The organism is Curtobacterium sp. MCLR17_042, assembly GCF_003234695.1.
GTDB lineage: Bacteria > Actinomycetota > Actinomycetes > Actinomycetales > Microbacteriaceae > Curtobacterium > Curtobacterium flaccumfaciens.
Window position 1 is genome coordinate 57,852 of sequence record NZ_QKTD01000007.1, and the last position, 23,119, is coordinate 80,970.

Here is a 23,119-nt window from a genome sequence, read left to right on the forward strand (position 1 = left end):
CCGACCCGTAGCGTGCCCGGACTGCCAGACACGGACGAAGGAGTCCTGATGCTCGTCATCCTCGGGTACGCGATGGTCTTGACCTTCATGGTCCTGATCATGACCAAGCGCATGTCGCCCATGCTCGCGCTGATCATCGTGCCGACCGTGTTCGGACTGTTCGCGGGGGCGGGTCTGGGACTCGGCGACATGGTGACCGAGGCGATCGGCACGCTGGCGCCGACGGCCGCGCTCCTGATGTTCGCGATCATGTACTTCGGGCTGATGATCGACGTGGGCCTGTTCGACCCGCTCGTCCGGTTCATCCTGCGGGTGACCGGCAATGACCCGGCGAAGATCGTGCTCGGCACGGCTCTGCTGGCCGGTGCGGTGTCGCTCGACGGGGACGGCTCGACGACGTTCATCGTGGTCACGGCGGCGATGCTGCCGATCTACCTGAAGCTCGGCATGAGCCCGGTCGTGATGACGTGCGTGGCCGGGCTGACGAACGGCACGCTCAACATCGTGCCGTGGGGCGGTCCCACCGCCCGTGCCGCCGCCGCGCTGAAGATCGACCCGACGGACATCTTCGTGCCCCTCGTGCCGTCGCTCGTGGTCGGGCTGCTGCTGTGCTTCACGTTCGCGTGGACGATGGGCCTGCGGGAGCGCAAGCGCCTCGGGCTGATCGAGTTCACCGAGGCCTCGCGGGGTGCGCGGGTGCCGGAGCGGGCGAACGCCCGGGCCGGTTCACGGGTGCTCGCGGCGGTGGGTGGGACCGGCGGCGGGATGTTCACGAGCCCCACGGTCGCGCTCGGACTGCGCGGCGGGAAGGCCGACGGTCGGCGTGCGGACGGCGATGGCGTGGACGGCGCGGGTTCGGGGGACGAGGGCGGCACGGGGACCGGCACCATGGCCGAGACGATGCTCGACCCGAACCGTCCGACCCTGCGGCCGAAGCGGATCTGGTTCAACCTGGCGCTGACCGTCGCGGTGATGGTGGCGCTCGTGCTGGGGCTCCTGCCGCTGCACTTCGTGTTCATGATCGGCACGGCGATCGCCCTGCTCGTGAACTTCCCGCAGCTCAAGCAGCAGACCGCGCAGATCGTCGCGCACGCCCCGAGCATCGTCGGTGTCGTGTCGATGGTGTTCGCCGCCGGGGTGCTGATCGGGGTGCTCGACGGCACCGGGATGGTCGCGGCGATGGCCGACTGGCTCGTCGCGGTGATCCCGGACTCGATGGGTCCGTACCTGGCGGGCATCACCGGTGTGCTGAGCATGCCGCTGACGTTCTTCATGAGCAACGACGCGTTCTACTTCGGGATCCTGCCGGTGCTGTCCGAGAGCGCCGCGGCGTACGGGATCACGCCGGCCGAGATGGCGCGGGCCTCGGTCGTCGGGCAGCCGGTGCACATGCAGAGCCCGCTCGTCCCCGCGATCCTGCTGCTGGTGTCGCTGGCCAACGTGAACCTCGGCGACCACCACCGGAAGGTGCTGTGGCGGGCGGCCGTGGTCGCGATGGCGATGCTCGTGGTGGCGATCGTGGTGCGGGTCATCCCGTTCGGGTGAACCGACCGCCGGTACCGGCCCGGCGCGCGCCGGACCGGTGCGCGCCTGACCGGACGGTGCCGGCTCAGGCGGCGTCGAGCTCCCGCGTCAGGGCCGCGACGAAGTCGTCGATGTCCTGCTCCGAGGTGTCGTACGCGCACATCCACCGCACCTCGTTGCGGCTGGCGTCCCAGTCGTAGAACCGGAAGTGCTTCCGCAGCCGGTCGGCCACCCCGGCGGGCAGGGTCGCGAAGACGCCGTTCGCCTGGGTCTGCTGGCTGAAGCCGACGCCCCGGATGCTGCCGTCGGCGATACCGGCCTCCAGTGCACCGCGCAGTCGGGCGGCCATGGCGTTGGCGTGGCCGGCGGAGCGCAGGTACAGGTCGTCGCTGAGCAGGGCGATGAGCTGGGCGGAGACGAACCGCATCTTCGACGAGAGCTGCATGTTCATCTTGCGCAGGTAGTGCAACCCCTCGGAGGCCGAGGGGTTCAGCACGACGATCGCCTCGCCGTAGAGCATGCCGTTCTTCGTGCCGCCGAAGCTCAGCACGTCGACACCGGCATCGGTGGTGAAGTCGCGCAGGGGCACCCCGAGGGACGCCGCGGCGTTGGAGATGCGGGCGCCGTCCATGTGCAGCTTCATGCCGAGGGAGTGGACGTGGTCGGCGATCGTCCGGACCTCGTCCACCGTGTAGGCGGTGCCGAGCTCCGTGGTCTGCGTGATCGACACGACGAGCGGCTGGGCGCGGTGCTCGTCGCCCCAGCCCCAGGCCTCGCGGTCGATGAGCTCGGGAGTCAGCTTGCCGTCGGGCGCCTCGACCGGCAGGAGCTTGATGCCGGCGACGCGCTCGGGCGCCCCGGCTTCGTCGGTGTGGATGTGCGCGGTCGCGGTGCACACGACCGCTCCCCACCGCGGCAGCATCGACTGCAGGCCGACGACGTTCGCGCCGGTGCCGTTGAACACCGGGAACGCCTCGGCCTGCGCTCCGAAGTGATCCCGGACCACCTCGTTGAGACGTGCCGTGTAGACGTCCTCGCCGTAGGCGATCTGGTGGCCGTCGTTGGCCGCGGCGATGGCGGCGAGGATCTCGGGGTGGACGCCGGCGTAGTTGTCCGAGGCGAAGCCCCGCAGGTCCAGGTCGTGCAGTCGGAGGGTCACTCGTTCATCCTAGGTTCGAGGGATCAGCCGCCGTGAGCGGGATGCGGGCGCCGTTGACGTCGGGCGGTGGGGTGTCCCAGAGCCGGACGACCTCGGTGCCGAGCCGCTCCTCGAGGCCGGACAGTGCACCGACGACGAACGCCGCGGCCGCGGCGGTCTCCGGTGCCTCCTTCCGGAACCCCTGTGCCACGGCCCGAACCCAGGCGTCGGACGCGGCCTTCGCGGCCGCGTAGTTCGCGGCGCCGGCGGTGGGGGAGTCGACCGCGGTGGACGACACGAACGCGAGCCGCCCGGCAGGGGACGCCACCAGGTCGTCGTGGAAGACCCGGGTCGTGTTCCGCAGGGTCCGGAAGGCGCGGTCGAAGAAGTCCCAGTCCGCGTCGGACTGGCCGACGATGCTGCCACCGCCGCGCCACCCGCCGACCAGGTGGACCAGCCCGTCGACGCGGCCGGCGTCCGCGTGCACGTCGTCGGCCAACGCGGTGACCGCACCGAGGGCCGACAGGTCGCACGTGCGCGTCGTGACGCCCGGGACGGACGCGCGCAGGGCCTCCAGGGCGTCGGGTCTGGTGCCGACCGCGACGACGGCCGCACCGGCGGCGGTGAGTGCACGCGCGACGGCCGCGCCGCTGGCACTGGTCGCACCGGCGATCAGCACCAGGCGACCGGCCACCGAGCCGTCGGTCACGCGGCGGCCTCGCCGACGAGCTCGGCGTCCGTGGTGCCGGTGATGCCAGCCGTGGACGCGATGACGGTCGCCATCTTCTTGTCGAGGGCCTCGTAGAACATCGACAGCGGGAACTCGTCGTCGAGCACCGCATCGGTGTAGCCGCGCGGCGGTCCGGCGAGCGTCTCGTCGGGCAGGCCACGCGCCCACTTCGACGCCGGGTGCGGCGTGAGCGTGCGGGTCAGCATCTCGTACGCGGCGAGCCAGTGCGCCGACTTCGGCCGGTCGATCGAGCGCCGGTAGAGCTCGTTGATCTCGTCGCTCAGGGCGATGATCACGTCCGGCACCTCGGGCCAGTCGATCGTGAGCTGCGTGTCCGTCCAGTGCAGGACGCCGTGCTGGTGCATCCAGGCGAACAGCAGCTGGCCGCCCAGTCCGTCGTAGTTGCGGACGCGGCTGCCGGTGATCGCGAAGCGGAAGATGCGGTCGAAGACGACCGCGTACTGCACCAGGCGCGCGTGGTCGCGGATGGCGCGCTGCGCATCCTGGAGGCCCGTGTCGGGTCCGGCGGACAGCTCGCGTTCCAGACGCACGGACTCGCGGAACGCGGTCAGGTCGCAGCGGAGCTCCTCGAGTGAGTAGAGGAAGAACGGCATCCGCTGCTTGATCATGAACGGGTCGAAGGGCAGGTCCCCGCGCATGTGCGAGCGGTCGTGGATGATGTCCCACATCACGAAGACCCGCTCGGTCAGCTGCTGGTCGTCGAGCATCGCAGCGGCCTCGGCCGGCAGCTCGAGCTTGGTGACGTCGGCGGCGGCACGGACGACCCGGCGGTAGCGGGCGGCCTCGCGGTCCTGGAAGATCGCGCCCCACGTGAAGGCGGGGATCGAGCGCATCGCGACGGTCTCGGGGAACAGCACCGCCGAGTTCGTGTCGTAGCCCGGGGTGAAGTCGACGAAGCGCAGCGCGACGAACAACGCGTTGCCGTGGTCGCCGGCCTCGAGCTCGGCGATGAACTCCGGCCAGATGACCTCGACCAGGACCGCCTCGACGAACCGCGAGGTGCTGCCGTTCTGGGTGACCATCGGGAACACGACCAGGTGGCCGAGTCCGTCGACGCGGTGCTGCTGCGGCTGGAACGCGGTGAGGGAATCGAGGAAGTCGGGGACCCCGAAGCCCTGCTCCTGCCATCGTGCGAAGTCGAGCTGCAGCACCTGCAGGAACGCGGCGTCGTGCGGGAAGTGCGGTGCCAGCTCGGCGACGGCCGGCACGATCACCGCGACGTGGTCGGCGGCAGCGGTGTGGTCGGACGGTTCGGGGACGGAGCCGTCCCGCGTCTGCAGGGCCTGCAGGGCGACGACTGCACGCTTGAGCCGGAGCCAGGCGGGGTGGGCGGCGACCTCGCGCACGGACAGGTGGTCCTCGACGACCTCGGGCTCTCCGACGATGGCGTCCTGCGAGATCTTCTGGGCGAACTGGGACATGTCGAACCTCCCGTCTTCGGGGTCGCCCGCGGATCTGCGGACGAGTGGTGCGCGTTACCGGATCGTCTCGAGCCTAGGGAAGTTCGGGGGACGCAAAGTTGCCCATCTGCGGTGGAATCGTGCGTCGTCACGGCGCTCGCGCGGGGATCCGACTGCTGCGCGCACGGTTCGTGCGGCCATGGCGCGGTCCGGTGTCGCGACCTCTTTGCGTCCACTGTCCGACATACGCCGGAGGCGTCGGACGGACACGCACCCACGGGCCTCCGGATGCATGGGCGGTCGGAACTGTCGTCGTGCGGTCGGACTACGCGAAGACCTGGTTGAGGACGAGCGCGGCGCCGATCGCTGCGACGCAGACCAGGAACGCAACCGGTGCTGCCCTGCTCTTCGGGTGCACCATGCCAGCAAAGCCCGAGGCACTCAGGCCAGCTGCTCCCGTTGCGACCGAGAGCGGCCATCCATTGACGACGAGCACGACACAAGCGACGCCGAGCAAGACCGCGCACGCTGCGAGAACCCTGCTGAGCCCGCGGCGGAGACGAGCCGGCGTTGCTCGCTCCGGAACGGTCAACGGTAGATCGCCATACACGTTCGGCCACGTACTTCGCCGTTGTTCCGGAAGTCGACGCACATGCTCCCCGGACGCAACGTGTGCTTCTTGACGCTGGGGATGTTGAAGACGGCTTGTCCGCAGCCTGAACGCACCGACGTCGTCTCCTGCGCGTACTGCCGCCCGTTGACGTCCTTGAAGCGGTAGACGCCGCTCCAGTTGCAGAACATCCCCGGGATGACCGCAGCGAGGCCGTAGCACTCGACCGCGGTCGTCGACCCCGTGACCCGCAGCCCCGAACCTCGAACGGACATGTTGAGGAAGCATCCCGCTGGTACGACGATCGTCACGCCTCGGTAGCTCCAGCGGAAGGACGCAACTGGTGACGTCGCGAACCCTCCGTTGACCGTGGTGCCCCCGCCGGCCTGATTCGAGTCGTAGGCGTGCGAAAGGTCAGCCAGTTTCCGTGCCTGTTCGTGCAGGTCCACGTCGGCGACTGGCTCCGCGACGTTCGGTGCCGCCGTTGCTGGCGAGGCAAGAGCTGCCACGAAGAGCAAGCACGCTCCGAGCGCTACCGAAGATCGTCCAATGAGATTGCGGGACAACGTCATCTCCCCATGTCAGTCCCGGCCCGTGCCGAGGATCTCACGCTACTGATCTTCCAGCACGTAGAACAAGCAATGTGTATTTCGGCGGAACGAGGGCTGGGTCAGTAGAGTCGAGATGTGGAACATCAGCGGCGGGCGATTGGGCGCGTGGGGCAGAGCGGGGCCCGGGCGATCCCGTTCGCCAGCATGGCGCTCGGGGCCTCGATGCTGAGCGCTCCGAACGAGGCGTCGTGGGATCCGGGGGCGTTCCTGCTCGTCGGTGGCGCCGTCTGCGCCCTGCCGCTCTTGCCCGGTCGGCGTCGGCGCAGGGGCGCCTCAAGGGCCGAAATCTCCACGTCGGACTGGGTGGTGCTGTCGATCGGTCTCGGGGCAGGGCTGCTCGTCGGCCTCCTCTTCTTCGACGGCTCGGCTGCCTTCGCCGCGCTCTTCCCGATCCCGTTCGTGGCGATCCACGCCGCCGTGAGTCGCTCCGACGGAAGCTTGCGAGCCCGGTTGATCGTGCTCGCGGTGACGGCGGCGTTGGTCGTCGCGATCCTCGTCACGGGTGATGGTCTGCAGCGCGGCTTCGTCGACCTCGTCCAGGGGGCGGTGGTCGCCGGCGTCCTGTTGACGCTCGCGTTGGTCCTCGGGAGCGCTGTGCGGAGACAGCGGGCCTGAAGCTGCTGCGGTGCACTCCAGCGCTGCGGGCCGCGTGATCGGTACGGTGGTCGCCATGGCCCGATTCACGCCCCCAGCCGCTGACGCGATGCGCGCCCGGCTCCTGCTCGCCGCGCGGGATGAGTTCGCCGCGGTCGGACTGGCCGCCGGCAGGGTCGAACGGATCGGTGCCGCAGCGTCGAGCAACAAGGCGCAGGTCTTCCACTACTTCGGCAGCAAGGAGGGGCTGTTCGACGCTCTCGTCGCGGAGACCGTGACCGAGACGTTCGCCGAGGCCCCGCTCGACACCGCCGACCTCGCCGCCTGGGCCGGCCGGGTGCACGACTCGTACGTCCGTCGCCCCTGGGCCCAGCGGCTCGCGACCTGGCACCGGCTCGAGCGCCCCGACGTCCCGCTCGAGTCCGTCGCGACGAGCTACGCAGACGCGGTGGCCGAGGTCGAGCACGCGCAACGCGCCGGGGTCCTGCCGCGGGCGTTCCGTCCGGCGGTGCTCCTCGGGCTCGTCCTGCACACCGCGGCGTTCTGGAGCGCGACCGCTGCGGAGTACGAGCCGCTGGTGCAGGCCGTGACGCCGCCGCGGCGTCGCCAGGTCGTGGTCGACGCGGTCACGGCGCTGCTCGGCGGGAAGTCCTGACCGAGGGGTCCGCAGGGATCAGCGTGAGCGGTCGCGGGCCGAACGTGCGGGACGGAGCCGCACCGGGCCTCCTGGCCGTCCCTCAGTCGGCTGCGCCGGCGGCGACCCGCAGCGTCCGCTCCGCGTCGTCGAGGTAGTCGGCGAGCAGCGCCGAGGCGGCGTCCTGGTCGCCACCGCGCAACGCGGACACAATCGCGTCGTTGCGTTCGACGAAGTCGGCGTGGAACGAGGCCGGGTCGTCGGTGGTCAGGAAGGCGAGCCGCATCTCGGCGAGCAGGCCGTCCATCAGGGCGTGGATCCGCTCGCTCGGCACCGCCCGCACGAGCTCGGCGTGGAACCGGATGTCGGCGGTCCCGACCGCGCCCCAGTCGCCCGCGGACGCGGCTGCCCGGGCGTCGCTGACCGCTGCGGCGGCCTCGGCGAGTGCCGGTGCGTCGGGGGTGCAGGCACGGACGGCTGCCTCTTCGAGCACCCGCCGAGCCGCGTAGAGATCGGTGACGTCGGCGGCGGAGAGCCGGCGGACGAACACCCCGCGGTTGAACACGTGCTCGACCAGACGGTCGCGGGCGAGCAGCCGGAAGGCCTCGCGCAGGGTGTTCCGCGAGACCCCGAGCTGGTCGCTCAACCGCTCCTCGGACAGCTGCGCCCCGGGGGAGAACCCACCCGACGCGATCATGGTGCGCAACCGCGTGGCCGTGGAGTCAGCGCCGCCGACGGTTCGGGTCATGGCACCGATCCTGGCACGGGTGGCGTTTGTGAAGGGCGTGTTACAGAGCGGAACCGGCTCTTGCGATTGTTGAACAATGCGGTCCAGACTGTCCCGCATGTTCGTCCTCATCGGCGTCGCCGTCGTCATCGTCGGCTTCGCGTTGCGCATCAACGCGCTCCTCGTCGTCACGGTCGCGGGCATCGTGACCGCGGCCATCGGCGGGATCGGTCCCGTCGGCATCCTCGACGCGTTCGGCAACGGGTTCGCCTCGAGCCGGTCCGTCACGACCTTCGCGCTCGTCCTGCCCGTCATCGGTCTGATCGAGCGCTACGGCCTGCAGGACCAGGCGAAGCGCCTGATCGCGAAGCTCGACAAGCTCACGACGGGCCGTCTGCTCGCCGGGTACCTGGTGATCCGGCAGGTCACCGCGGCGGTCGGCCTGACGAGCATCGGTGGCCCGGCGCAGACCGTGCGCCCGCTGGTCTACCCGATGGCCGAGGGTGCGGCGACCAAGAAGTACGGGCGCATCGACGACCGCATGCGCGAGAAGATCAAGGGCTACTCCGCGTCGTCCGACACCGTCGGCGTGTTCTTCGGCGAGGACGTCTTCGTCGCGGTCGGCTCGATCCTGCTCATCACGACGTTCGTCGACTCGACCTACGGGCTGTCGCTCGAACCGATCGACCTGGCCCTGTGGGCGATCCCGACGGGCATCGCGGCGCTCATCGTCCACGGCGGACGCCTGCTGCTGTTCGACCGCCGACTCGACAAGATGGCGGCGGACGCCCGTGCCGACGCCCCGACCCTGGGGGCAGCAGCGTGATCACCAGCGAATGGCTCTACTGGCTCATCGGCGCGTTCTTCATCGCCGTCGCCGTCCTGATCGTCACCGACACCGCGCACGCGAAGCGCTTGGGCAACGCGGCGTTCTGGGGCATCCTCGGCCTGTCGTTCTTCTACGGCACCTTCGTCGCCGCCGGCACCGTGCCGGCCTGGACGCTCGGGATCGCCGTCCTCGTGATGGTCGCGCTCGCTGGACTCGGCTTCACCGGGACGACGAGCCGCACCCGGGTCGCGAGCATCCCCGGCGCCGGCACGGGTGCCGAGACCGGCCCCGCCGAGCCCACCGGCGTGACGCAGAAGATCACGGACGCCGGCAGCGGCAGCACGAGTGTGCTCGCCACCACCAGCCCGGACGAGCGCGCCGCCTTCGCGACGAAGTACGGCAACCGGCTCTTCATCCCGGCCCTCGTGGTGCCGGTGGTCGCCGTGCTGGTCGCGACGCTCGGCCCGCTCGTCTCGTTCGGCGGCGAACCGCTCCTCGCCGAGGGCAGTGCGACACTGACCGGTCTGGGCATCGGTTCGGTGCTCGCCGTCGTCGTGGCCGTGTTCGTCCTGCGCCCGCCGAGGATCGCCACCCCGATCCGCGAGGGCGGTCGCCTGCTGCAGGCGATCGGCTGGGCGGCGCTGCTGCCGCAGATGCTCTCGACGCTCGGCATCGTCTTCACCCAGGCGGGGGTCGGTGACGCCGTCGGCACCATCATCAAGTCGGTCCTACCCGACGGCTCGCTGCTCGCCGCCGTGGTCATCTACTGCCTCGGCATGGCCCTGTTCACGATCATCATGGGCAACGCCTTCGCCGCGTTCCCGATCATGACGGCCGCGATCGGCTGGCCCGTCCTGGTGCAGGGCTTCGACGGCAACCCCGCCGCGATCTTCGCGATCGGCATGCTCGCTGGCTTCTGCGGCACGCTCGTCACCCCGATGGCCGCGAACTTCAACCTGGTGCCGGCTGCGCTGCTCGAGATGCGGGACAAGTACGGCCCGATCAAGGCGCAGATCCCCACCGCCGCCATCCTGCTCGTCGTCAACATGGGAGTCATGTACCTTGTCGCATTCTGATGCCGCCCCGATCGACCTGACCCGGGCTGCCTGGGCCGACCGCTTCGCGGCCGTCGCTGCGGACAACACGACCCGCGAGTACCCGTACGCCGCGCACCACGCGACGTCCGGACCGGACGACCGGGCCCTGCCCGTCGAGCTCCACCCCGCCTTCGCCACGTCGTACGACTGGCACTCGTCGGTGCACATGCACTGGCTCGCGGCGCGCCTGGTCGCGCACGGCCTGCCCACCGACCTGGAGGCCCGGCTCACCTCGATCCTGCAGGCGCACCTCACGACGGATCACCTCGCGACCGAGGCCGCTTACCTGCGCGAGACGCCGCACTACGAGCGCCCCTACGGCTGGGCCTGGCTCGCCCGGCTCGCCGCCGAGGTGTCGGCATCCGAGGCGCCCGCTGTCCGGGCACTGGCACCGGGGTTCGCACCCGTCGTCGACGTCCTCGAAGACCTGGTCGTCCGGTGGATCGACGGCGCCGCGCACCCCGTCCGGCACGGCGTGCACTCGAACTCCGCGTTCGGGCTGCTGCTCGTGCTCAAGGCCGCCCGGTCGCTCGACCGTCCGGCCCTGGCGGCAGCGGTCGAGGGCGCTGCAAAGGACTGGTTCGGCGCGGACGCCGGGTGGCCGTTCGCCTGGGAGCGGAGCGGACACGACTTCCTGTCCGCGGGCCTCGCCGAAGCCGACCTGATGCGTGCGGTGCTGCCCGCCCAGGAGTTCGCGACGTGGGCCCGTGGCTTCTTCGCCGCGGTGCAGCCGGGCGACGAAGTCCTGCGGTCGACGGTGGTCCGTGACGAGAACGACCCGCAGCAGGTGCACCTGTTCGGGCTCGACCTGTCGCGGGCGGGGTCGGCCCGGCGCGTCGCGGACGCACTCCGCGCCGGCGGTCCGGACGGCTCCGGCACCGGCATCGCCGACCTGCTCGACGACGCGGCCGACCGGCTGCTGGCCTCGGGGCTCGCGGCGAGCGTGGGCGAGGAGTACTACTCCACCCACTGGCTGGCGAGCTTCGCCTGGGACGCCATGGAGGCCCGGGAGCACGCCGCTCGCTGACCGTCGTCGGGAGCGCTGATCGTCTGCGGACACGTCGAGGATCCGGAGGTACCTTCGGGGCCATGAGCGATCCGAAGGACGACGAGACCCTCGACGACTTCCGCGAGGCGCAGGAGACCGACTACGAGCCGGAGCCGACCGTGCTCGACCCCGACGACCTGCCGGTGGTCGACGACGCGGACGACGAACTGCTCCCCGACGACGACCGACCGGTGCCGCTCGACACCGACGACGACACGATCTGAGCGATCGCGCCGTCGTCGTGCCGCGGCACCGGCGCTGACGCCGGCGTCGGCGTCGGCGTCAGCTTCGGTGTCGGAGTCCGCTCAGTCGAGCGGGAGGGTCCGCGCGAAGGTGCGGGTGACCGGCGTCGCGGCGAGGAATGGTGCCATCGCCGGAGCGCCCTCTGGCGTCGCACGCCAGGCCACGTAGGTGTCGTGGTCCTCGGCGGTCGTCCACGACTCGACGACGACCATGCGCGCCGGGTCCTCGTCGTCGACCAGGACCTCGAGCGACTCCAGGCCGTGGAACGACGCGGTCTGTTCGAGCGTCTCGCGGATCGCACCCTGGAGTGCGTCTTCGGGGGCGTCGCTCTGGAACTGGACCTCGAGCAGGACGGTCATCGACATGGGGAACCTTTCGTCAGCGGTGTCCAAGCCAACCCCTGACCCCCTGCGCTTGTTCCGGGTCGGTCAGCCGAGGATGCGGAACCGGAGCGGATCGCCCGGACGGAGCTGCGCAGCGAGGTCGATCGACGACGGTGTCAGGACCGCGACGACCGGGTAGCCGCCGGTCACCGGGTGGTCGGCGAGGAACAGCACGGGGAAGCCCTCGGGTGGCACCTGCAGTGACCCGGTCTCGACGCCCTCGCTCGGCAGCTCGCTTGCCACGGAGCGGGCGAGCGGCGTCGCGGCCGTGGTGCGGACCCCCACGCGGTCGCTGTCCGCACTGACGGAGAAGTCCTGGCCGGTCAGGGTCGTGCGCCACTCCGGGGTGAACCAGTCGTCGCGCGGTCCGGGCACCACGTCGAGCACGACCGACTCGTCGGGCCACCGCGGCTCGGGCTGCGGCACCGCGTCGACGATCGGCCACGACACCCGGGCATCACCGACGGGCAGGACGTCACCGGCCGACAACGGCGGCGGACCGAGGCGCGCGAGGGAGTCCCACGAGCGGCTGCCGAGCACCGGGTCGACCGCGAAGCCCCCGAGGACCGCGACGTAGGCGCGCAGGCCCACGGTCGCGGTGCCGATCCGGAGCGTGTCGCCCGGGGCCAGCAGCAGCACCTCGTGCGAGGCGGCACCGCGGACCGATCCGTCCGCCCGCTCGACCTCGACGGGGCAGGCCGCGCCGGTGGTGGCCGCGACCACGTACGCGTCGGCGCGGAGCGTGACGGAGCCGAGCAGGGCCTCCAGGACGGCCGCGTCGGGACGGTTGCCGACCAGCCGGTTGGCGAGTGCCGCGGAGCCGCGATCGGCTGCTCCGGCCGCGCCGAGGCCCATGTCGCTGAAGCCCGGGCGCCCGAGGTCCTGGGTGGTCGCGCCGTAGCCGACCTGCACGACGGTCAGCGCGGTCATGCGGCACCCGCCACGACGAACCGGACGAGCGTGCCGGCGGGGGCGAGTGCCGGAGGCGTGCGCTCGAGGGACCACATCGGCACCTCGGTGCGGCCGATGAGCTGCCAGCCGCCGGGCGATGTCCGCGGGTAGACGGCGCTGAACTCGCCGGCCAACGCCACGGCCCCGCTCGGGACGGCCGTGCGGGCGGTGCTGCGGCGGGGCAGGTCGAGCGGTCGATCGCTGCCGGTGAGGTAGCTGAAGCCGGGGGCGAAGCCGCAGAACGCGCTCGTCCAGAGCTGCCCGGTGTGCCACGCCACGAGCTCGTCGTGCCGCATGCCGGTCAGTTCGGTGACGGTGTCGAGGTCCTCGCCGTCGTAGGCGACGGGGATGACGAGCGGCTCGGTGTCGTGCGCTTCGAGCGCTGCGCTGACCGGGCTGACCTGCGTGAGTTCCGTGCGGAGCCGCCCGGCGTCCGTCGCGGTCGGGTCGAACCGGAGCAGCAGTGTCCGGGCGCCGGAGACGACCTCGGTCAGCCCCGGCAGGGTGGCCTGTGCGAGTCCGGCGCGGAAGGCGACGACGTCGGCGAGGGACCCGAACGTGGCGAGGAGTGCGGTGCCGCCAGCGGAGCGGACCTCCGGGCCAGTCACGGCGCGAACGGCGCGATCGTCACGCCGTGCTCGGTCAGCAGCGCTCGGATGGCACGGGCCATCGCGACCGCGTCCGGGGAGTCGCCGTGCACGCAGACCGAGTCGGCACGCACGGCGATCTCGGACCCGTCGACGGCGGTCGCGACCCCGTCGGTGACCATGCGGAGCACCCGGGCTGCGACCTCGTCCGCGTCGTGCAGCACCGACCCCGGCTGCTTCCGTGACACCAGCGAGCCGTCGGGTTCGTAGGCACGGTCGGCGAAGGACTCGCTCACCGCGCGGAGCCCGTGCCGCTCGGCCGCCAGCAGCAGCTCCGACCCGGGCAGCGCGAGCACGGCGAGCGACGGGTCGACGTCGGCCACGGCACGGACGACGGCCTCGGCCTGCACCGGGTCGGCGCAGGCGGTGTTGTACAGGGCGCCGTGCGGCTTGACGTAGGTGACGGCCGTGCCGGCGACGTGCGCGGTGGCGGCCATCGCGCCGAGCTGGTGGACGACGTCGGCGTACAGCTCGTCGGGGGTGACGTGCACGGGCCGGCGGCCGAAGCCGATCAGGTCGCGGTAGGCCACGTGCGCACCGATCGCCACACCACGATCGGCGGCGGCGCGGGCGGTGGCGAGCATGATCGTCGGGTCGCCCGCGTGGAACCCGCAGGCGACGTTGGCGCTCGAGACGACGTCGAGCATCGCGTCGTCGTCGCCCATGGCCCAGGCGCCGAAGCCCTCGCCCAGGTCGCTGTTCAGGTCGATCGTCGTCACGGGTGCTCCCTGTCGTCGCGGGTTGTTGAACAATCTACCGATCACCCCGGTCCCTGTCATCCGCTTCCCCCGGTCGGACGGCGGTTTCCGAGGTGCGCCACGTACTGTCCGAGTCCTCAGTACCACCGGCGGCAGTGCTGCCGGATCGATCTCTGCACTGGAGCAGCTCATGACCGACAGTGACAACACGCACGACGCCCCGAAGAACGACTCGGAGGGCACCGAGAAGCCGGGCGGCCTCGGCGACGACAACACCATCCCGAACAACCCCGACGGCCTGGCCGCGGGGCACACGGGCGACGACTCGCACTTCAACCCGGAAGAGGACGGCGAGCACTAGCGGCTCCGTTCCGGCCTGCGGGTCGATGCAGAACGACACCGTCGTTGTCCCCCGACAACGGCGGTGTCGTTCTGCGTCTGCACGCATCCGCATGCGTCCGCCCGCATCCGTCCGCCCCCGACGAAACAATCAGCGCAAAACCTTCCGGCACGAGGTTTCCGGTGCTACAGTCCCGATCACCTAGCAGCACTAGGGATTCAGCGGGCACCGAAGCCCCCTGTGACTCAAGGAGGAGTCATGTCGACACCGACGTCGAAGGAAGAACCCACACGGGGCATCGCCGGGACCGCGTCCCCAGCGGTCACCGCAGCCGCCGGCGCCACCGCCACCGACGCCGCGGCGTCCCGAGCGTTCTCGGTCGAGGGCATCACGCAGTCCGTCAGCACCGTCCGGGTGGGCCGCGGCTACCTCTGGGGCCTCAGCTTCGCCCAGTTCGGCCTGTTCGTCGCCCTGCTCACCCCGGTCTTCGTGAGCATGTCGATCAAGGCGACGGAGCTGAACCCGACGAGCCCCGAGACCGTCGTCGGCTCGGTCCTGCCGTTCGGAGCGCTCGGCGCCCTGTTCGCCAACCCCCTGTTCGGCGCGCTCTCCGACCGCACCCGCACGCGGTGGGGCCGTCGCCGTCCCTGGATGGTCGGCGGTGTCGTCGTCTTCGTCGGTTCCCTCGCCTGGCTCGCGTTCTCGCCCGACGTGCTGCAGCTCACCCTGGCCTGGGTGCTGGCGCAGGTCTCCGCCAACGCCGTCCTGTCCACGCTGACAGCGAGCTTCGCCGACAACGTGCCGGAGTTCCAGCGCGGCAAGGCCTCGAGCGTCATCGCCCTGGCACAGAACATCGCGATCCTGGCCGGGCTCTACCTGGCCGTGTACCTGGTCGGCAACCTGCCGGTCCTGTTCATCGCACCGGGCGTCCTGGCGATCGTCGCGGTCCTCGTGTACTCGTTCGTCGCCCGTGACGACCTGCCGACGACGCCCGTCAAGCCCTTCAGCTGGATCAACCTGATCAGCTCGTTCTGGACGAACCCGATCAAGCACCGCGACTTCGGGCTCGCCTGGTGGGGCCGCTTCCTCATCACCTTCGGCACGTTCATGTTCACGACGTACCGCCTGCTGTACATGCAGGACCGCATCGGGCTCCCGCAGGGCGAAGCGGTCGGGGTCGTCGCGTTCGGCGTGCTCCTGTACACGATCGCCCTGCTCGTCAGTGCGGCCGTCTCCGGCTGGGTGTCCGACCGGATCCAGCGTCGCAAGGTCTTCGTCTGGGGTTCGACGGCCATGACCGCCGTCGGCCTGGTGATCCTGGCCCACGTCGACAGCGTCGGCGGGTTCTACTTCGCCGAGATCGTCCTCGGTTTCGCCTTCGGCATCTACGCCGCCATCGACACCGCCCTGGTCGTCGACGTGCTGCCTGACCCGGAGCGCCCCGGCAAGGACCTCGGCGTCATCAACATCGCGAACGCCCTGCCGCAGTCACTCGCCCCCGCCGTCGGTCTGTTCCTGCTCGGCATCGGTGGCGGCCAGAACTACACGCTCATGCTCTGGGGCGCCGGCGTCGCCGTCATCCTCGGCGCCCTGGTGATCCTGCCCATCAAGTCGGTCCGCTGACCGACGCGACCGCCTGGAGGCGCGACCCGCGTCCGCGACGCACGCCGCGCCTCCAGGCGGTCACCTGCACCGCACGTGGCCGCTTCAGCGGGCGCCGTGCTGACGCAGTGCGACGACGACCTCGTCGAGGAAGTCGTCGACCTGCCCCTGGTCGTACCCCTCGCGGAACTTCGTCGGCTGGAACCGGACCGCTGCGACCTGCTCCGGTGTGAGCGGGTCGACGGGGCGTCGCTGCTCGTACCCGGCCAGGGTGGTCTGGATCCGGTCGAGGAACGCGTCGACCTCGCTCTGGTCGTACCCCTCGCGGAACTTCGTCGGCCGGAACCGCTTGTCCGCCACCTCTCGTGCGAGCATGTCCTCCCCCTTCTGCTGGCGCCTCTCATGGCCCTGCCATGGTGTCACGGGCGGGTTGCCGGGGGTCAGAGCTGCGGTGAGCGCCTGCCGAACAGCGCGTCGAGGAACCGCGAGAACCGCGACTCCGGCTCGTGGGGCGTCTCGATCGAGCGGGTCGGTGAGCGGAACGCCAGGTCGTGCAGCATGTTCCGCTTCGACCCGTCCCAGTTCGCGAACAGGTAGGTCCCGCCGATGAAGGACATGCTCCGGACCGGCGTGCGCTTCCACGAGTCGGCAGCCACGTAGTACCCCGCGTGGCCGGCGCGGATGTGCTGGATCACGGTGTCCACGTCGATGACACCGGTCGGTGTCACGACGGCGGTGATGCCCGTGCGGTCGCGGGCGACGTACTCGATGAGGTGTTCGGTCACGATGGAACTCTTCGTCACGGTGGTGAGACGCCACGGCAGGGAGCGTGGCGAAGGGGATTCGGAACCGCCGTTGCTTCCGTTTCCAGAGTACGTCCGCCGCGGGCCTGCCGTCCCCGATGTCCGCCGTTCGCAGGCGGATGAGCGTTCAGCGGATGGGGGTCCGGTCGGCCCAGTCCACGATGCGTTCGATCGTGTCGTCGAAGTCCCGCGTGCGGGGTCGGTTGAGGAACGCGTGACGGCTGTCCGGCAGGACGTGTCGTTCGACCTCGACGTCCGCGGCCGCGAGCTCGTCCGCGAAGCGCTCGCCCGAGGCGCGCATCACGTCCCGCTCGGCGTCGATCAGCAGGGTGCGGGGGAACCCGCCGAGGTCGTCGGACGCCGGGTAGACCGCAGCGGGGCGGCCGCCTGCATAGGCCCGGTTGCTCAGGTCGAGCAACAGCGGCGCGTGCGTGAGCCGCCGGTGGCCTCGGACGAGTCGCCGGACCGCCGGGTCACGCGGGAGTCGGGCGTGGAAGAACCCGTAGGTCAGCACGAGGCCGACCAGCGGCGGGGTGGTCGCGACCGCGGAGGCCGCCAGGCACGCACCGGCGCTCGCCCCACCGAGCAGCAGGCCGGCGGACGGTGCCTCGTCGTGCAGATGGCGGAGCACGGCGACGATCTCGTCCCGCGCGTGCGGTGCCCGTCGTCGCCCTCGCGCTCCACCCCGGTCGAGCCACGGCAGCCCGGGCAGCGGTCCGAGGCGGTAGTCGACGGTCACGACCGGCAGCCCGCGCTCGGCGAGCACCCGTGCGACGGCGTCGGACTCCGGCAGGTCGAGGTCGCCCCGGAAGAACCCGCCGCCGTGCACCCAGACCAGGGTCGGGGGTCCCACGCTGGCGCTCTGGTTCAACGGTCGGTACCGCCGGACGGGGACCGGTCCGTGTGGGCCGTCGATCCGTTCATCGGCGACCTCGATCGTGTCCTGGTGCTTCCCCCGCATGGGAGCAGTGTCGCAGGACGCGGGCGGGAGCCGGGCTCGCGGCGCTTGAACAGGCATGCTTCCGGAGCCCCGGGAGGGACACGGCCCGGTAACGATGCGGGCGACCGCTCGGCCGGGCAGGCAGCGTGGAGGCATGCGCCTGACGAGAGCCGCCCTGATCCTGACCACTGCGACCCTGGCCGCGCTGCTGACGGGGTGTTCCGGCGATGACGGAGCGGACGGCGGTGCGGCGACCCCGACCGTGACCGAGACCGTCACTGCCCCGCCCTCCGACGCCGCGAGCGCGTCGACCCCGACGCCGACGCCGACGCCCACCCCCACCCCGACGTGTGGCCCGTCGAGCGGTGCCGCGGCTGCGGCCGATGGCATCGCGGCCCTGCCGCTGCCCGCCGGACTCGAGGATGCGAAGTGGGACGCCGCGAACGCCGACTACTCCGGCTACGACGCCTGTGCGCCGTTGTCCTGGTCCGTGGTCGCACCCGAGTTCGGGACGGCAGGATCCCCGTACGCGATCCTGCTGTTCCACGAAGGCCGGTACCTCGGCACGGCCACTGCCCAGCAGTACGCCTTCGAGCCGACCGTCGAACGACAGAGCGACTCGGCCGTCACGGTGACCTACCGGTTCGCCAAGGCTGGCGAGCCGAACGCAGCGCCCTCCGGCCGCACCACGGCCACCTTCACCTGGAACGACGAGACCGGCCGCGTCGAGATGACGGGGGACACCCCGCCCGCTCAGTGACGGTCGGTTGGCACCGAGTCCGGGCCGAGCTCCCGCTGCAGCGTGCGGAGGACCCGTACGAGGGTGTCGAGCTTGTCCGGTCCGGCCTCGAACCCACGTCCGAGGGCAGACCGCGGCTGCACGACCACGTCGTCACCGTCGGTCGTGGTGATCCAGACGCCGAAGTCGGCACGCTGGCCGCGGGACTCCCTCGTCGCGATGGAGAACCGTCGGATGCGCGCCCACGGCAGGTCGAACACCGGCGCGTCCCGTGACGGTGCCCACGCGTGCAGGCCGAACTCGTCGACGGTCCAGACCTCGGGGCGGGGCTTCGGGAAGTCGTCGGAGGTACGCAGGCCGGACGTCAGCACGGGCAGGTGGAACCGAGGTGCCCGGCCCGCTCCGATGCGCGCGAGCGTCCGGCGGTCACCTCGCCCGGCGGACAGCGTCGACACGGCCAGCAGCACCCCGATCCCGGCGACCACGATCGGCCACAGCACGAACGACCCCTGCGTCCGGGCGTTGTCGATGCCGCGCAGGAACTCCGGGAACGCGAACTCGGCGACGAGCGCGGCGAGCCCCACCGCCGTGGTGACGACCGCCGCGAGCAGCACCGGCCCCCGCTTCGGCATCTCCCCGTCGCGCAGCCGCTGCACCCACCGTTCCCCCGAGTACTCCACCGTGCCATCCTGCCCGTCGCGGCCACCGATCGTCCGCGAGCGCGACATGCTGTTCCCATGCAGTCCGTCCGTGCCGCCGCACCCGGTGTCGCCCTCGCCGTGGCGATCGGCATCGTCGCCACCCTCGTCGGCCGGGTCGTCCCGGTCGTCGGTGGTCCCGTCCCCGCCGTCCTGATCGGTGCCGTCGTGGGGTGGCTCGTCCGGCGCCGCACCGGTGGCACACTCGCCGCGCTGGCTCCCGGCGTGAAGTTCTCGTCCAGCCGGGTCCTGCAGTTCGCCGTGGTCCTGCTCGGCGCGCAGCTGTCCATCGGCGAGGTCCTGCGCATCGGCGGTGAGACCCTGCCGGTGATGCTCGCGACGCTCGTCGTCTGCCTGGTGGCCGCGTGGGGGATCGGCCGGCTGCTCCGGGTCTCGGGCGCACTCCGCACCCTGATCGGCGTCGGGACCGGCATCTGCGGCGCCTCGGCGATCGCCGCCGTGACACCCGTCATCGGTGCGGTCAGTGCGGACGTCGCTTACGCGATGTCGACGATCTTCCTCTGCAACATCGCGGCCGTCTTCGCCTTCCCGCTGCTCGGGCACGCCCTGGGCCTCAGCCAGCACGCCTTCGGCGTCTTCGCGGGCACCGCCGTGAACGACACGTCGTCCGTCGTCGCCACCGCGACCGTATACGGCCGCCAGGCGACCGACACCGCGGTCGTCGTGAAGCTGGTGCGCACCCTGATGATCATCCCGATCGTCATCGGGCTGGCCGGACTGGAGGCCCGCCGCGCCTCCCGCGAGCAGCTCACCCCCGCCTCGGGGCCGGGTCGCGGGTTCCGTGTGTTCCGGCTGGTGCCGTGGTTCCTGATCGGGTTCCTCGTGGTGGTGCTGCTCCGGACGGTCGGGGTCCTGCCCGCGTCCGTGGCGCCGGGGTTCGCGACCGCCGCCTCGTTCCTCATCACGGTGGCGCTCGCCGCGATCGGCTGCTCGACGGACTTCGCCGCGCTCCGCCGAGCCGGGTTCCGGCCGATGCTGCTCGGCATCGCGCTCTGGGTCCTGGTGGCGGGGACGAGCCTGGGCATGCAGGCGGCCTTCGGGCTGCTGTAGGGGTTGCCGGCACCGGACCTATCGTTTATCGTTGCATCGAAATTCGATGGTATCGATGATCGACAGGGGAAGCAGCCATGACCACGCCCGTCTACGAACCGCCCCGCGGGCGGAACTCCTACCTGGCCTACGTCGTCTCGTGCGCGATCGGCATCGCGATCGTCGTGTGGCGGTACGTCGACCTGCTCGTCCACTCGATCGCCTCGGGCACCGTGGCCGTGCCGGTCCGGATCCGTGAGACCAGTGCCGTCCCGCAGCCTCCGGGCGGTGCGACCGTGACGTCCGACCAGCTCGTGCTCCGAGCACCGATCGCCGACGTGCCGGGTGGTGCGATCGGGTACATCCGCGTCGGCGACGCCCTGGAGGTCCTGCTCGTCAGCGCCCTCATCGCCCTGGTCGCGGCGGTGGCCTGGAAGATCTCACGCGGCGGGCTCTTCGACCGCTCGACCACCCGGATCCTCGACTGGCTCGCCGGCGCGGTGCTGGCCGCCGGGTTCCTGCCGTCGTTCGTCCGCCGGATGGGGTGGAACTGGGTCGTGTCCGGGCTCGGATGGGACGGGTACCTGCCCACGCCGGTGGTCGACCACCAGTTCCTGCCCGTGTACCTCGGCCTGCTCGTCGTCGTCTGCTTCCGGTTCGCGCTCACCGCCTCGCAGCGGATGGTGCGGGACCAGGCCGGGCTGGTCTGATGCCCCCGGAACAGGAGGACGGCCACGCGGTCGTCTGCCACCTCGACGACCTGCTGGCCGAGCGGGGGATGACCCTGACCGAGCTCGCCGACCGCGTCGGCGTGACCGTCGTCAACCTCTCGGTGCTCAAGAACAACCGGGCCCGCGCCATCCGGTTCTCCACCCTCACCCGACTGTGCGAGGTGCTCGGCTGCCAGCCGGGCGACGTCTTCTCGGTGCGCACGGACTGACGATCCCCGCCCGGGCCTCACGTGATCCGGGAGTCGATCACCGCCCGGTCACCGCGGTACCGCGAGAACCCGTACTCGACGGGTGTCCCGTCGGCCAGGCACATCAGCCGTTCGATGTGGAAGATCGCCTGGCCGGGATCGATGTCGAGCAGGTCGGCCGTCCACTGGTCGGCGTTCACGGTGCTCAGGAGCAACCGTCGTGCCTCCGGCCGCGCGCCGGCCTTCCTGACGAGCACGTCCGGCACGTACTCGGTCAGCGGTTCGGCGACCAGGTCGGGGAACCGCTCGTGCGGGACCCAGCTCGTCCGGACCCGGCTCGGTTCGCCGTCGAACGAGATGAGGCTCTCGACGAAGAAGGCGCTGCTGCCGGTCATCTGCAGGTTGCGCCGGACGGTCTCCGGCGCGGTCACCTGCTGCACGCACAGGTGCACGATGCTGAGCCGGGGCGACTCGAACACGCTGCCGCCGGCCGTCTCGCCGTAGATCGTGACCTCGTCGGACGTGCGGGCCAGGCTCACCGAGGCGACGGGCCGCACACCGAACGTGCCCGATCGCGGCGCACGGGTCAGCAGCCGCTGTTCCTTGAGCAACGCGAGGGCAGCCCGCAGGACGTTCCGCGTCGTGCCGTACAGGTCGAGCAGCTCCCACTCGTAGGGCAGCGGCCCGGTGAACCGCCCCGCGACGATGTCGGCCCGGATCAGGTCGGACACCTGGCGGGCCGCGTCGGAGCGTCGGTTGAACCCGATCCAGTGACCCGGTGCCGACGGTGTCGTCCCGACCCCCATGTCGGTCCAGGCAGCGGACGGGGCGAACCCCTCCGGCACGGTCCCGGTCACGAGGTCACCCCCACCGTCGACAGGTCGCCGGTCCAACCGGCCCACCGCAGGAACTCCCGGGCCAGCCGCACCGGGTAGTCGGGCGCCTGGATGTCGAGCGAGACGAACACGCGCCGGTAGAACGTCGGCCCGCCGAGCAGGTCCACGGCGATGCCGAGGTCGACGTCCGGTCGCAGGTCGCCCGCGTCCATCGCCCGCTGCAGCATCGCGTTCACCCGCAGCCGCCGGTCCAGGTGCCACTCGGCGACGGCCTCGGCGACCCGCGGCTCGTGCGACGCGGTCTCCACGATGAGCGGGAGCGCCCGACCGACCGGCGTCGCGACGAGGGCGTGCACCCATCCCCGGGTGAGCCCGAGGACACCCTCGGCGATCGGGGCGTCCTGCACCGTCGGGATGTGCTCCTCCATCAACCGGATCACGGTCTCGGTGAGCAGGACCTCCTTGCTCGACCACCGCCGGTAGATCGTCGCCGCACCCACGCCGGCCGCGTCGGCGACGGCCCGGATCGTGAACGCGCGAGGGTCGCCCTCGGCCAGGATCTCGACGCACGCGGTGTACACGGACTCGCCGACGGCAGCGCTCCGCGGCCGGCCCCGGACCGGCGCCTCGATGCGCGTCGTGGTGCTCATGCCGCGTCCCAGTGCTCGAGCACCTGGTCCATGGGCCAGACCTCGCCGATCTTGGCGGCGATGTCGAACAGGTTGGCCTCGTGCACGCTCGGCAACCGGTCGCCGACGGCTTCGCGCACGACGATCGGGACGAACCCGTGCTGCATGGCGTCCGTGGCCGTCGCGCGGATGCACCCGCTCGTCGACAGCCCCGCGATGAAGAGCGTGTCGACGCCGCGGGCGACGAGGTCGGCGGCCAGCGACGTGCCGAAGAACGCGCTCGGGTACTGCTTGGGCACCAGGGTGTCGCCGTCGAGCGGTTCGAGCCCGTCGACGAACGCTCCGGTGGACGCGCCGGGCAAGTACGCGGCGAGTGCCGGCACCTTGCGGAAGAACACGCCGGCGTTGGACCCGTCGGCGGAGAGCGCCATCGTCGTGATCGCCACGTGCACCCCGGCGGCGCGGGCAGCGGTGGTGAGCTCCCGCATCCGCTCGACGGGTTCCTCGACGCCGGCGTAGAGCCCGCAGTCGGGGTCGACGTAGGCGCGGACCGGATCGACCACGACGAGCGCAGCGCGTCGTCCTGGGCGGAGCGTGCCGGTGAAGCCGGCTGCCGCGTAGTCCTGGTGGTCGTCGGTCATGGCGTCCTGCTTCCGTCGTGGGTGGTCGTTGCCAGGG

Annotated in this window: 28 protein-coding genes and 2 pseudogenes; 13 read left to right on the plus strand and 17 right to left on the minus strand. The window is 71.2% G+C overall.

The features are described from left to right. The first annotated feature begins 48 nt into the window (after nt 1-48). Entirely contained in the window at nt 49-1,545 is a 1,497-nt protein-coding gene (locus DEJ02_RS08825; RefSeq protein WP_111032718.1) for a CitMHS family transporter, read from the plus strand. A gap of 64 nt (nt 1,546-1,609) precedes the next feature. Here DEJ02_RS08825 and DEJ02_RS08830 read toward each other — a convergent pair whose 3' ends face one another. The 4 genes from DEJ02_RS08830 to DEJ02_RS18305 all read right to left on the minus strand — a co-directional run bounded on the left by DEJ02_RS08830 (nt 1,610) and on the right by DEJ02_RS18305 (nt 5,941). Further along, nucleotides 1,610-2,683, minus strand: coding sequence for a low specificity L-threonine aldolase (locus DEJ02_RS08830; protein WP_111032719.1), 1,074 nt, complete (start codon nt 2,681-2,683; stop codon nt 1,610-1,612). A gap of 4 nt (nt 2,684-2,687) precedes the next feature. Next, the gene (locus DEJ02_RS08835) at nt 2,688-3,371 is read right to left on the minus strand and encodes an SDR family NAD(P)-dependent oxidoreductase (protein ID WP_111032720.1); all 684 of its coding nucleotides are present in this window, start codon (nt 3,369-3,371) and stop codon (nt 2,688-2,690) included. Further along, nucleotides 3,368-4,834 (minus strand): DUF6421 family protein, encoded by a 1,467-nt coding sequence (locus DEJ02_RS08840; RefSeq protein ID WP_111032721.1) that lies wholly within the window; start codon nt 4,832-4,834, stop codon nt 3,368-3,370. The genes DEJ02_RS08835 and DEJ02_RS08840 overlap by 4 nt, the downstream gene beginning before the upstream one ends. A 567-nt stretch (nt 4,835-5,401) precedes the next feature. Continuing rightward, on the minus strand, nt 5,402-5,941 hold the full coding sequence (locus DEJ02_RS18305) for a hypothetical protein (protein WP_146249258.1): 540 nt from the start codon (nt 5,939-5,941) through the stop codon (nt 5,402-5,404). 198 nt (nt 5,942-6,139) lie between these two features. On the opposite strand from DEJ02_RS18305, the gene DEJ02_RS08850 reads away from it, so the two are divergent. Next, nucleotides 6,140-6,649, plus strand: coding sequence for a hypothetical protein (locus DEJ02_RS08850; RefSeq protein WP_146249259.1), 510 nt, complete (start codon nt 6,140-6,142; stop codon nt 6,647-6,649). Between the two features lie 55 nt (nt 6,650-6,704). Further along, complete coding sequence (locus DEJ02_RS08855; RefSeq protein ID WP_111032724.1) at nt 6,705-7,283, plus strand: TetR family transcriptional regulator; 579 nt, start codon at nt 6,705-6,707, stop codon at nt 7,281-7,283. Nucleotides 7,284-7,365: 82 nt separating this feature from the next. On the opposite strand, the gene DEJ02_RS08860 is transcribed toward DEJ02_RS08855, so the two are convergent. Further along, nucleotides 7,366-8,010, minus strand: a complete 645-nt coding sequence (locus tag DEJ02_RS08860) for a GntR family transcriptional regulator (protein WP_181440309.1) — start codon at nt 8,008-8,010, stop codon at nt 7,366-7,368. Nucleotides 8,011-8,107: 97 nt separating this feature from the next. Between DEJ02_RS08860 and DEJ02_RS08865 the strand changes: the two genes are divergently transcribed. From DEJ02_RS08865 to DEJ02_RS08880, 4 genes are all read left to right on the plus strand, one after another. Then, on the plus strand, nt 8,108-8,815 hold the full coding sequence (locus tag DEJ02_RS08865) for a DUF969 domain-containing protein (protein WP_027465970.1): 708 nt from the start codon (nt 8,108-8,110) through the stop codon (nt 8,813-8,815). Next, nucleotides 8,812-9,894: a DUF979 domain-containing protein gene (locus DEJ02_RS08870; RefSeq protein WP_111032726.1), complete on the plus strand. Its 1,083-nt coding sequence runs from the start codon at nt 8,812-8,814 to the stop codon at nt 9,892-9,894. Before DEJ02_RS08865 ends, DEJ02_RS08870 begins: the two co-directional genes overlap by 4 nt. Beyond that, nucleotides 9,881-10,942, plus strand: a complete 1,062-nt coding sequence (locus tag DEJ02_RS08875; protein ID WP_258378699.1) for a DUF2891 domain-containing protein — start codon at nt 9,881-9,883, stop codon at nt 10,940-10,942. Before DEJ02_RS08870 ends, DEJ02_RS08875 begins: the two co-directional genes overlap by 14 nt. 62 nt (nt 10,943-11,004) lie before the next feature. Continuing rightward, nucleotides 11,005-11,187, plus strand: a complete 183-nt coding sequence (locus tag DEJ02_RS08880; RefSeq protein WP_027465973.1) for a hypothetical protein — start codon at nt 11,005-11,007, stop codon at nt 11,185-11,187. 81 nt (nt 11,188-11,268) lie between these two features. Here DEJ02_RS08880 and DEJ02_RS08885 read toward each other — a convergent pair whose 3' ends face one another. The 4 genes from DEJ02_RS08885 to DEJ02_RS08900 all read right to left on the minus strand — a co-directional run bounded on the left by DEJ02_RS08885 (nt 11,269) and on the right by DEJ02_RS08900 (nt 13,906). Beyond that, nucleotides 11,269-11,571 carry a putative quinol monooxygenase gene (locus DEJ02_RS08885; RefSeq protein WP_111024724.1) on the minus strand — a complete coding sequence of 101 codons (303 nt, stop codon included), beginning with the start codon at nt 11,569-11,571 and terminating at the stop codon, nt 11,269-11,271. Nucleotides 11,572-11,634: 63 nt separating this feature from the next. Then, entirely contained in the window at nt 11,635-12,519 is an 885-nt protein-coding gene (locus DEJ02_RS08890; RefSeq protein WP_111032727.1) for a biotin-dependent carboxyltransferase family protein, read from the minus strand. Beyond that, nucleotides 12,516-13,148, minus strand: a complete 633-nt coding sequence (locus DEJ02_RS08895) for an allophanate hydrolase subunit 1 (RefSeq protein WP_111032728.1) — start codon at nt 13,146-13,148, stop codon at nt 12,516-12,518. The genes DEJ02_RS08890 and DEJ02_RS08895 overlap by 4 nt, the downstream gene beginning before the upstream one ends. Further along, the gene (locus DEJ02_RS08900) at nt 13,145-13,906 is read right to left on the minus strand and encodes a LamB/YcsF family protein (RefSeq protein ID WP_111032729.1); all 762 of its coding nucleotides are present in this window, start codon (nt 13,904-13,906) and stop codon (nt 13,145-13,147) included. The genes DEJ02_RS08895 and DEJ02_RS08900 overlap by 4 nt, the downstream gene beginning before the upstream one ends. A gap of 169 nt (nt 13,907-14,075) precedes the next feature. Here DEJ02_RS08900 and DEJ02_RS18460 point away from each other — a divergent pair, with 169 nt between their 5' ends. Next, entirely contained in the window at nt 14,076-14,246 is a 171-nt protein-coding gene (locus DEJ02_RS18460) for a hypothetical protein (protein ID WP_164941189.1), read from the plus strand. A gap of 237 nt (nt 14,247-14,483) precedes the next feature. After that, on the plus strand, nt 14,484-15,848 hold the full coding sequence (locus DEJ02_RS08905) for an MFS transporter (RefSeq protein WP_111032730.1): 1,365 nt from the start codon (nt 14,484-14,486) through the stop codon (nt 15,846-15,848). 99 nt (nt 15,849-15,947) lie between these two features. Here DEJ02_RS08905 and DEJ02_RS18660 read toward each other — a convergent pair. The 4 genes and pseudogenes from DEJ02_RS18660 to DEJ02_RS08920 all read right to left on the minus strand — a co-directional run. Continuing rightward, nucleotides 15,948-16,097: pseudogene (locus DEJ02_RS18660) on the minus strand (DivIVA domain-containing protein); the annotation flags it as partial. Next, a pseudogene (locus DEJ02_RS18665) lies at nt 16,095-16,202 on the minus strand (DivIVA domain-containing protein); the annotation flags it as partial. The pseudogenes DEJ02_RS18660 and DEJ02_RS18665, both read right to left, overlap by 3 nt. A gap of 65 nt (nt 16,203-16,267) precedes the next feature. Further along, a complete protein-coding gene (locus tag DEJ02_RS08915) occupies nt 16,268-16,612 on the minus strand; it encodes a hypothetical protein (protein ID WP_071405928.1) in 345 nt (114 codons plus the stop codon). Between the two features lie 145 nt (nt 16,613-16,757). Beyond that, nucleotides 16,758-17,591: an alpha/beta hydrolase gene (locus DEJ02_RS08920; RefSeq protein ID WP_258378700.1), complete on the minus strand. Its 834-nt coding sequence runs from the start codon at nt 17,589-17,591 to the stop codon at nt 16,758-16,760. 133 nt (nt 17,592-17,724) lie between these two features. Here DEJ02_RS08920 and DEJ02_RS08925 point away from each other — a divergent pair, with 133 nt between their 5' ends. Continuing rightward, nucleotides 17,725-18,330 carry an LppP/LprE family lipoprotein gene (locus DEJ02_RS08925; RefSeq protein WP_181440310.1) on the plus strand — a complete coding sequence of 202 codons (606 nt, stop codon included), beginning with the start codon at nt 17,725-17,727 and terminating at the stop codon, nt 18,328-18,330. On the opposite strand, the gene DEJ02_RS08930 is transcribed toward DEJ02_RS08925, so the two are convergent. Further along, on the minus strand, nt 18,324-19,037 hold the full coding sequence (locus tag DEJ02_RS08930) for a hypothetical protein (RefSeq protein WP_111032733.1): 714 nt from the start codon (nt 19,035-19,037) through the stop codon (nt 18,324-18,326). The genes DEJ02_RS08925 and DEJ02_RS08930 overlap by 7 nt on opposite strands. 9 nt (nt 19,038-19,046) lie before the next feature. Between DEJ02_RS08930 and DEJ02_RS08935 the strand changes: the two genes are divergently transcribed. From DEJ02_RS08935 to DEJ02_RS08945, 3 genes are all read left to right on the plus strand, one after another. Then, nucleotides 19,047-20,078 (plus strand): YeiH family protein, encoded by a 1,032-nt coding sequence (locus tag DEJ02_RS08935; RefSeq protein WP_111032734.1) that lies wholly within the window; start codon nt 19,047-19,049, stop codon nt 20,076-20,078. 77 nt (nt 20,079-20,155) lie between these two features. Next, nucleotides 20,156-20,767 carry a hypothetical protein gene (locus DEJ02_RS08940; protein WP_111032735.1) on the plus strand — a complete coding sequence of 204 codons (612 nt, stop codon included), beginning with the start codon at nt 20,156-20,158 and terminating at the stop codon, nt 20,765-20,767. After that, nucleotides 20,767-20,997: a helix-turn-helix transcriptional regulator gene (locus tag DEJ02_RS08945; RefSeq protein ID WP_071245067.1), complete on the plus strand. Its 231-nt coding sequence runs from the start codon at nt 20,767-20,769 to the stop codon at nt 20,995-20,997. The genes DEJ02_RS08940 and DEJ02_RS08945 overlap by 1 nt, the downstream gene beginning before the upstream one ends. 17 nt (nt 20,998-21,014) lie before the next feature. Here the strand turns inward: DEJ02_RS08945 and DEJ02_RS08950 are convergent, their stop codons facing one another. From DEJ02_RS08950 to DEJ02_RS08960, 3 genes are read right to left on the minus strand one after another with little or no spacing between them, the layout of a single operon-like run. Further along, nucleotides 21,015-21,833, minus strand: a complete 819-nt coding sequence (locus DEJ02_RS08950; RefSeq protein ID WP_071405936.1) for a GntR family transcriptional regulator — start codon at nt 21,831-21,833, stop codon at nt 21,015-21,017. Next, nucleotides 21,830-22,462, minus strand: a complete 633-nt coding sequence (locus DEJ02_RS08955; protein ID WP_111032736.1) for a TetR-like C-terminal domain-containing protein — start codon at nt 22,460-22,462, stop codon at nt 21,830-21,832. Before DEJ02_RS08955 ends, DEJ02_RS08950 begins: the two co-directional genes overlap by 4 nt. Continuing rightward, complete coding sequence (locus DEJ02_RS08960; RefSeq protein ID WP_111032737.1) at nt 22,459-23,082, minus strand: isochorismatase family protein; 624 nt, start codon at nt 23,080-23,082, stop codon at nt 22,459-22,461. Before DEJ02_RS08960 ends, DEJ02_RS08955 begins: the two co-directional genes overlap by 4 nt. Between the last annotated feature and the right edge of the window lie 37 nt (nt 23,083-23,119).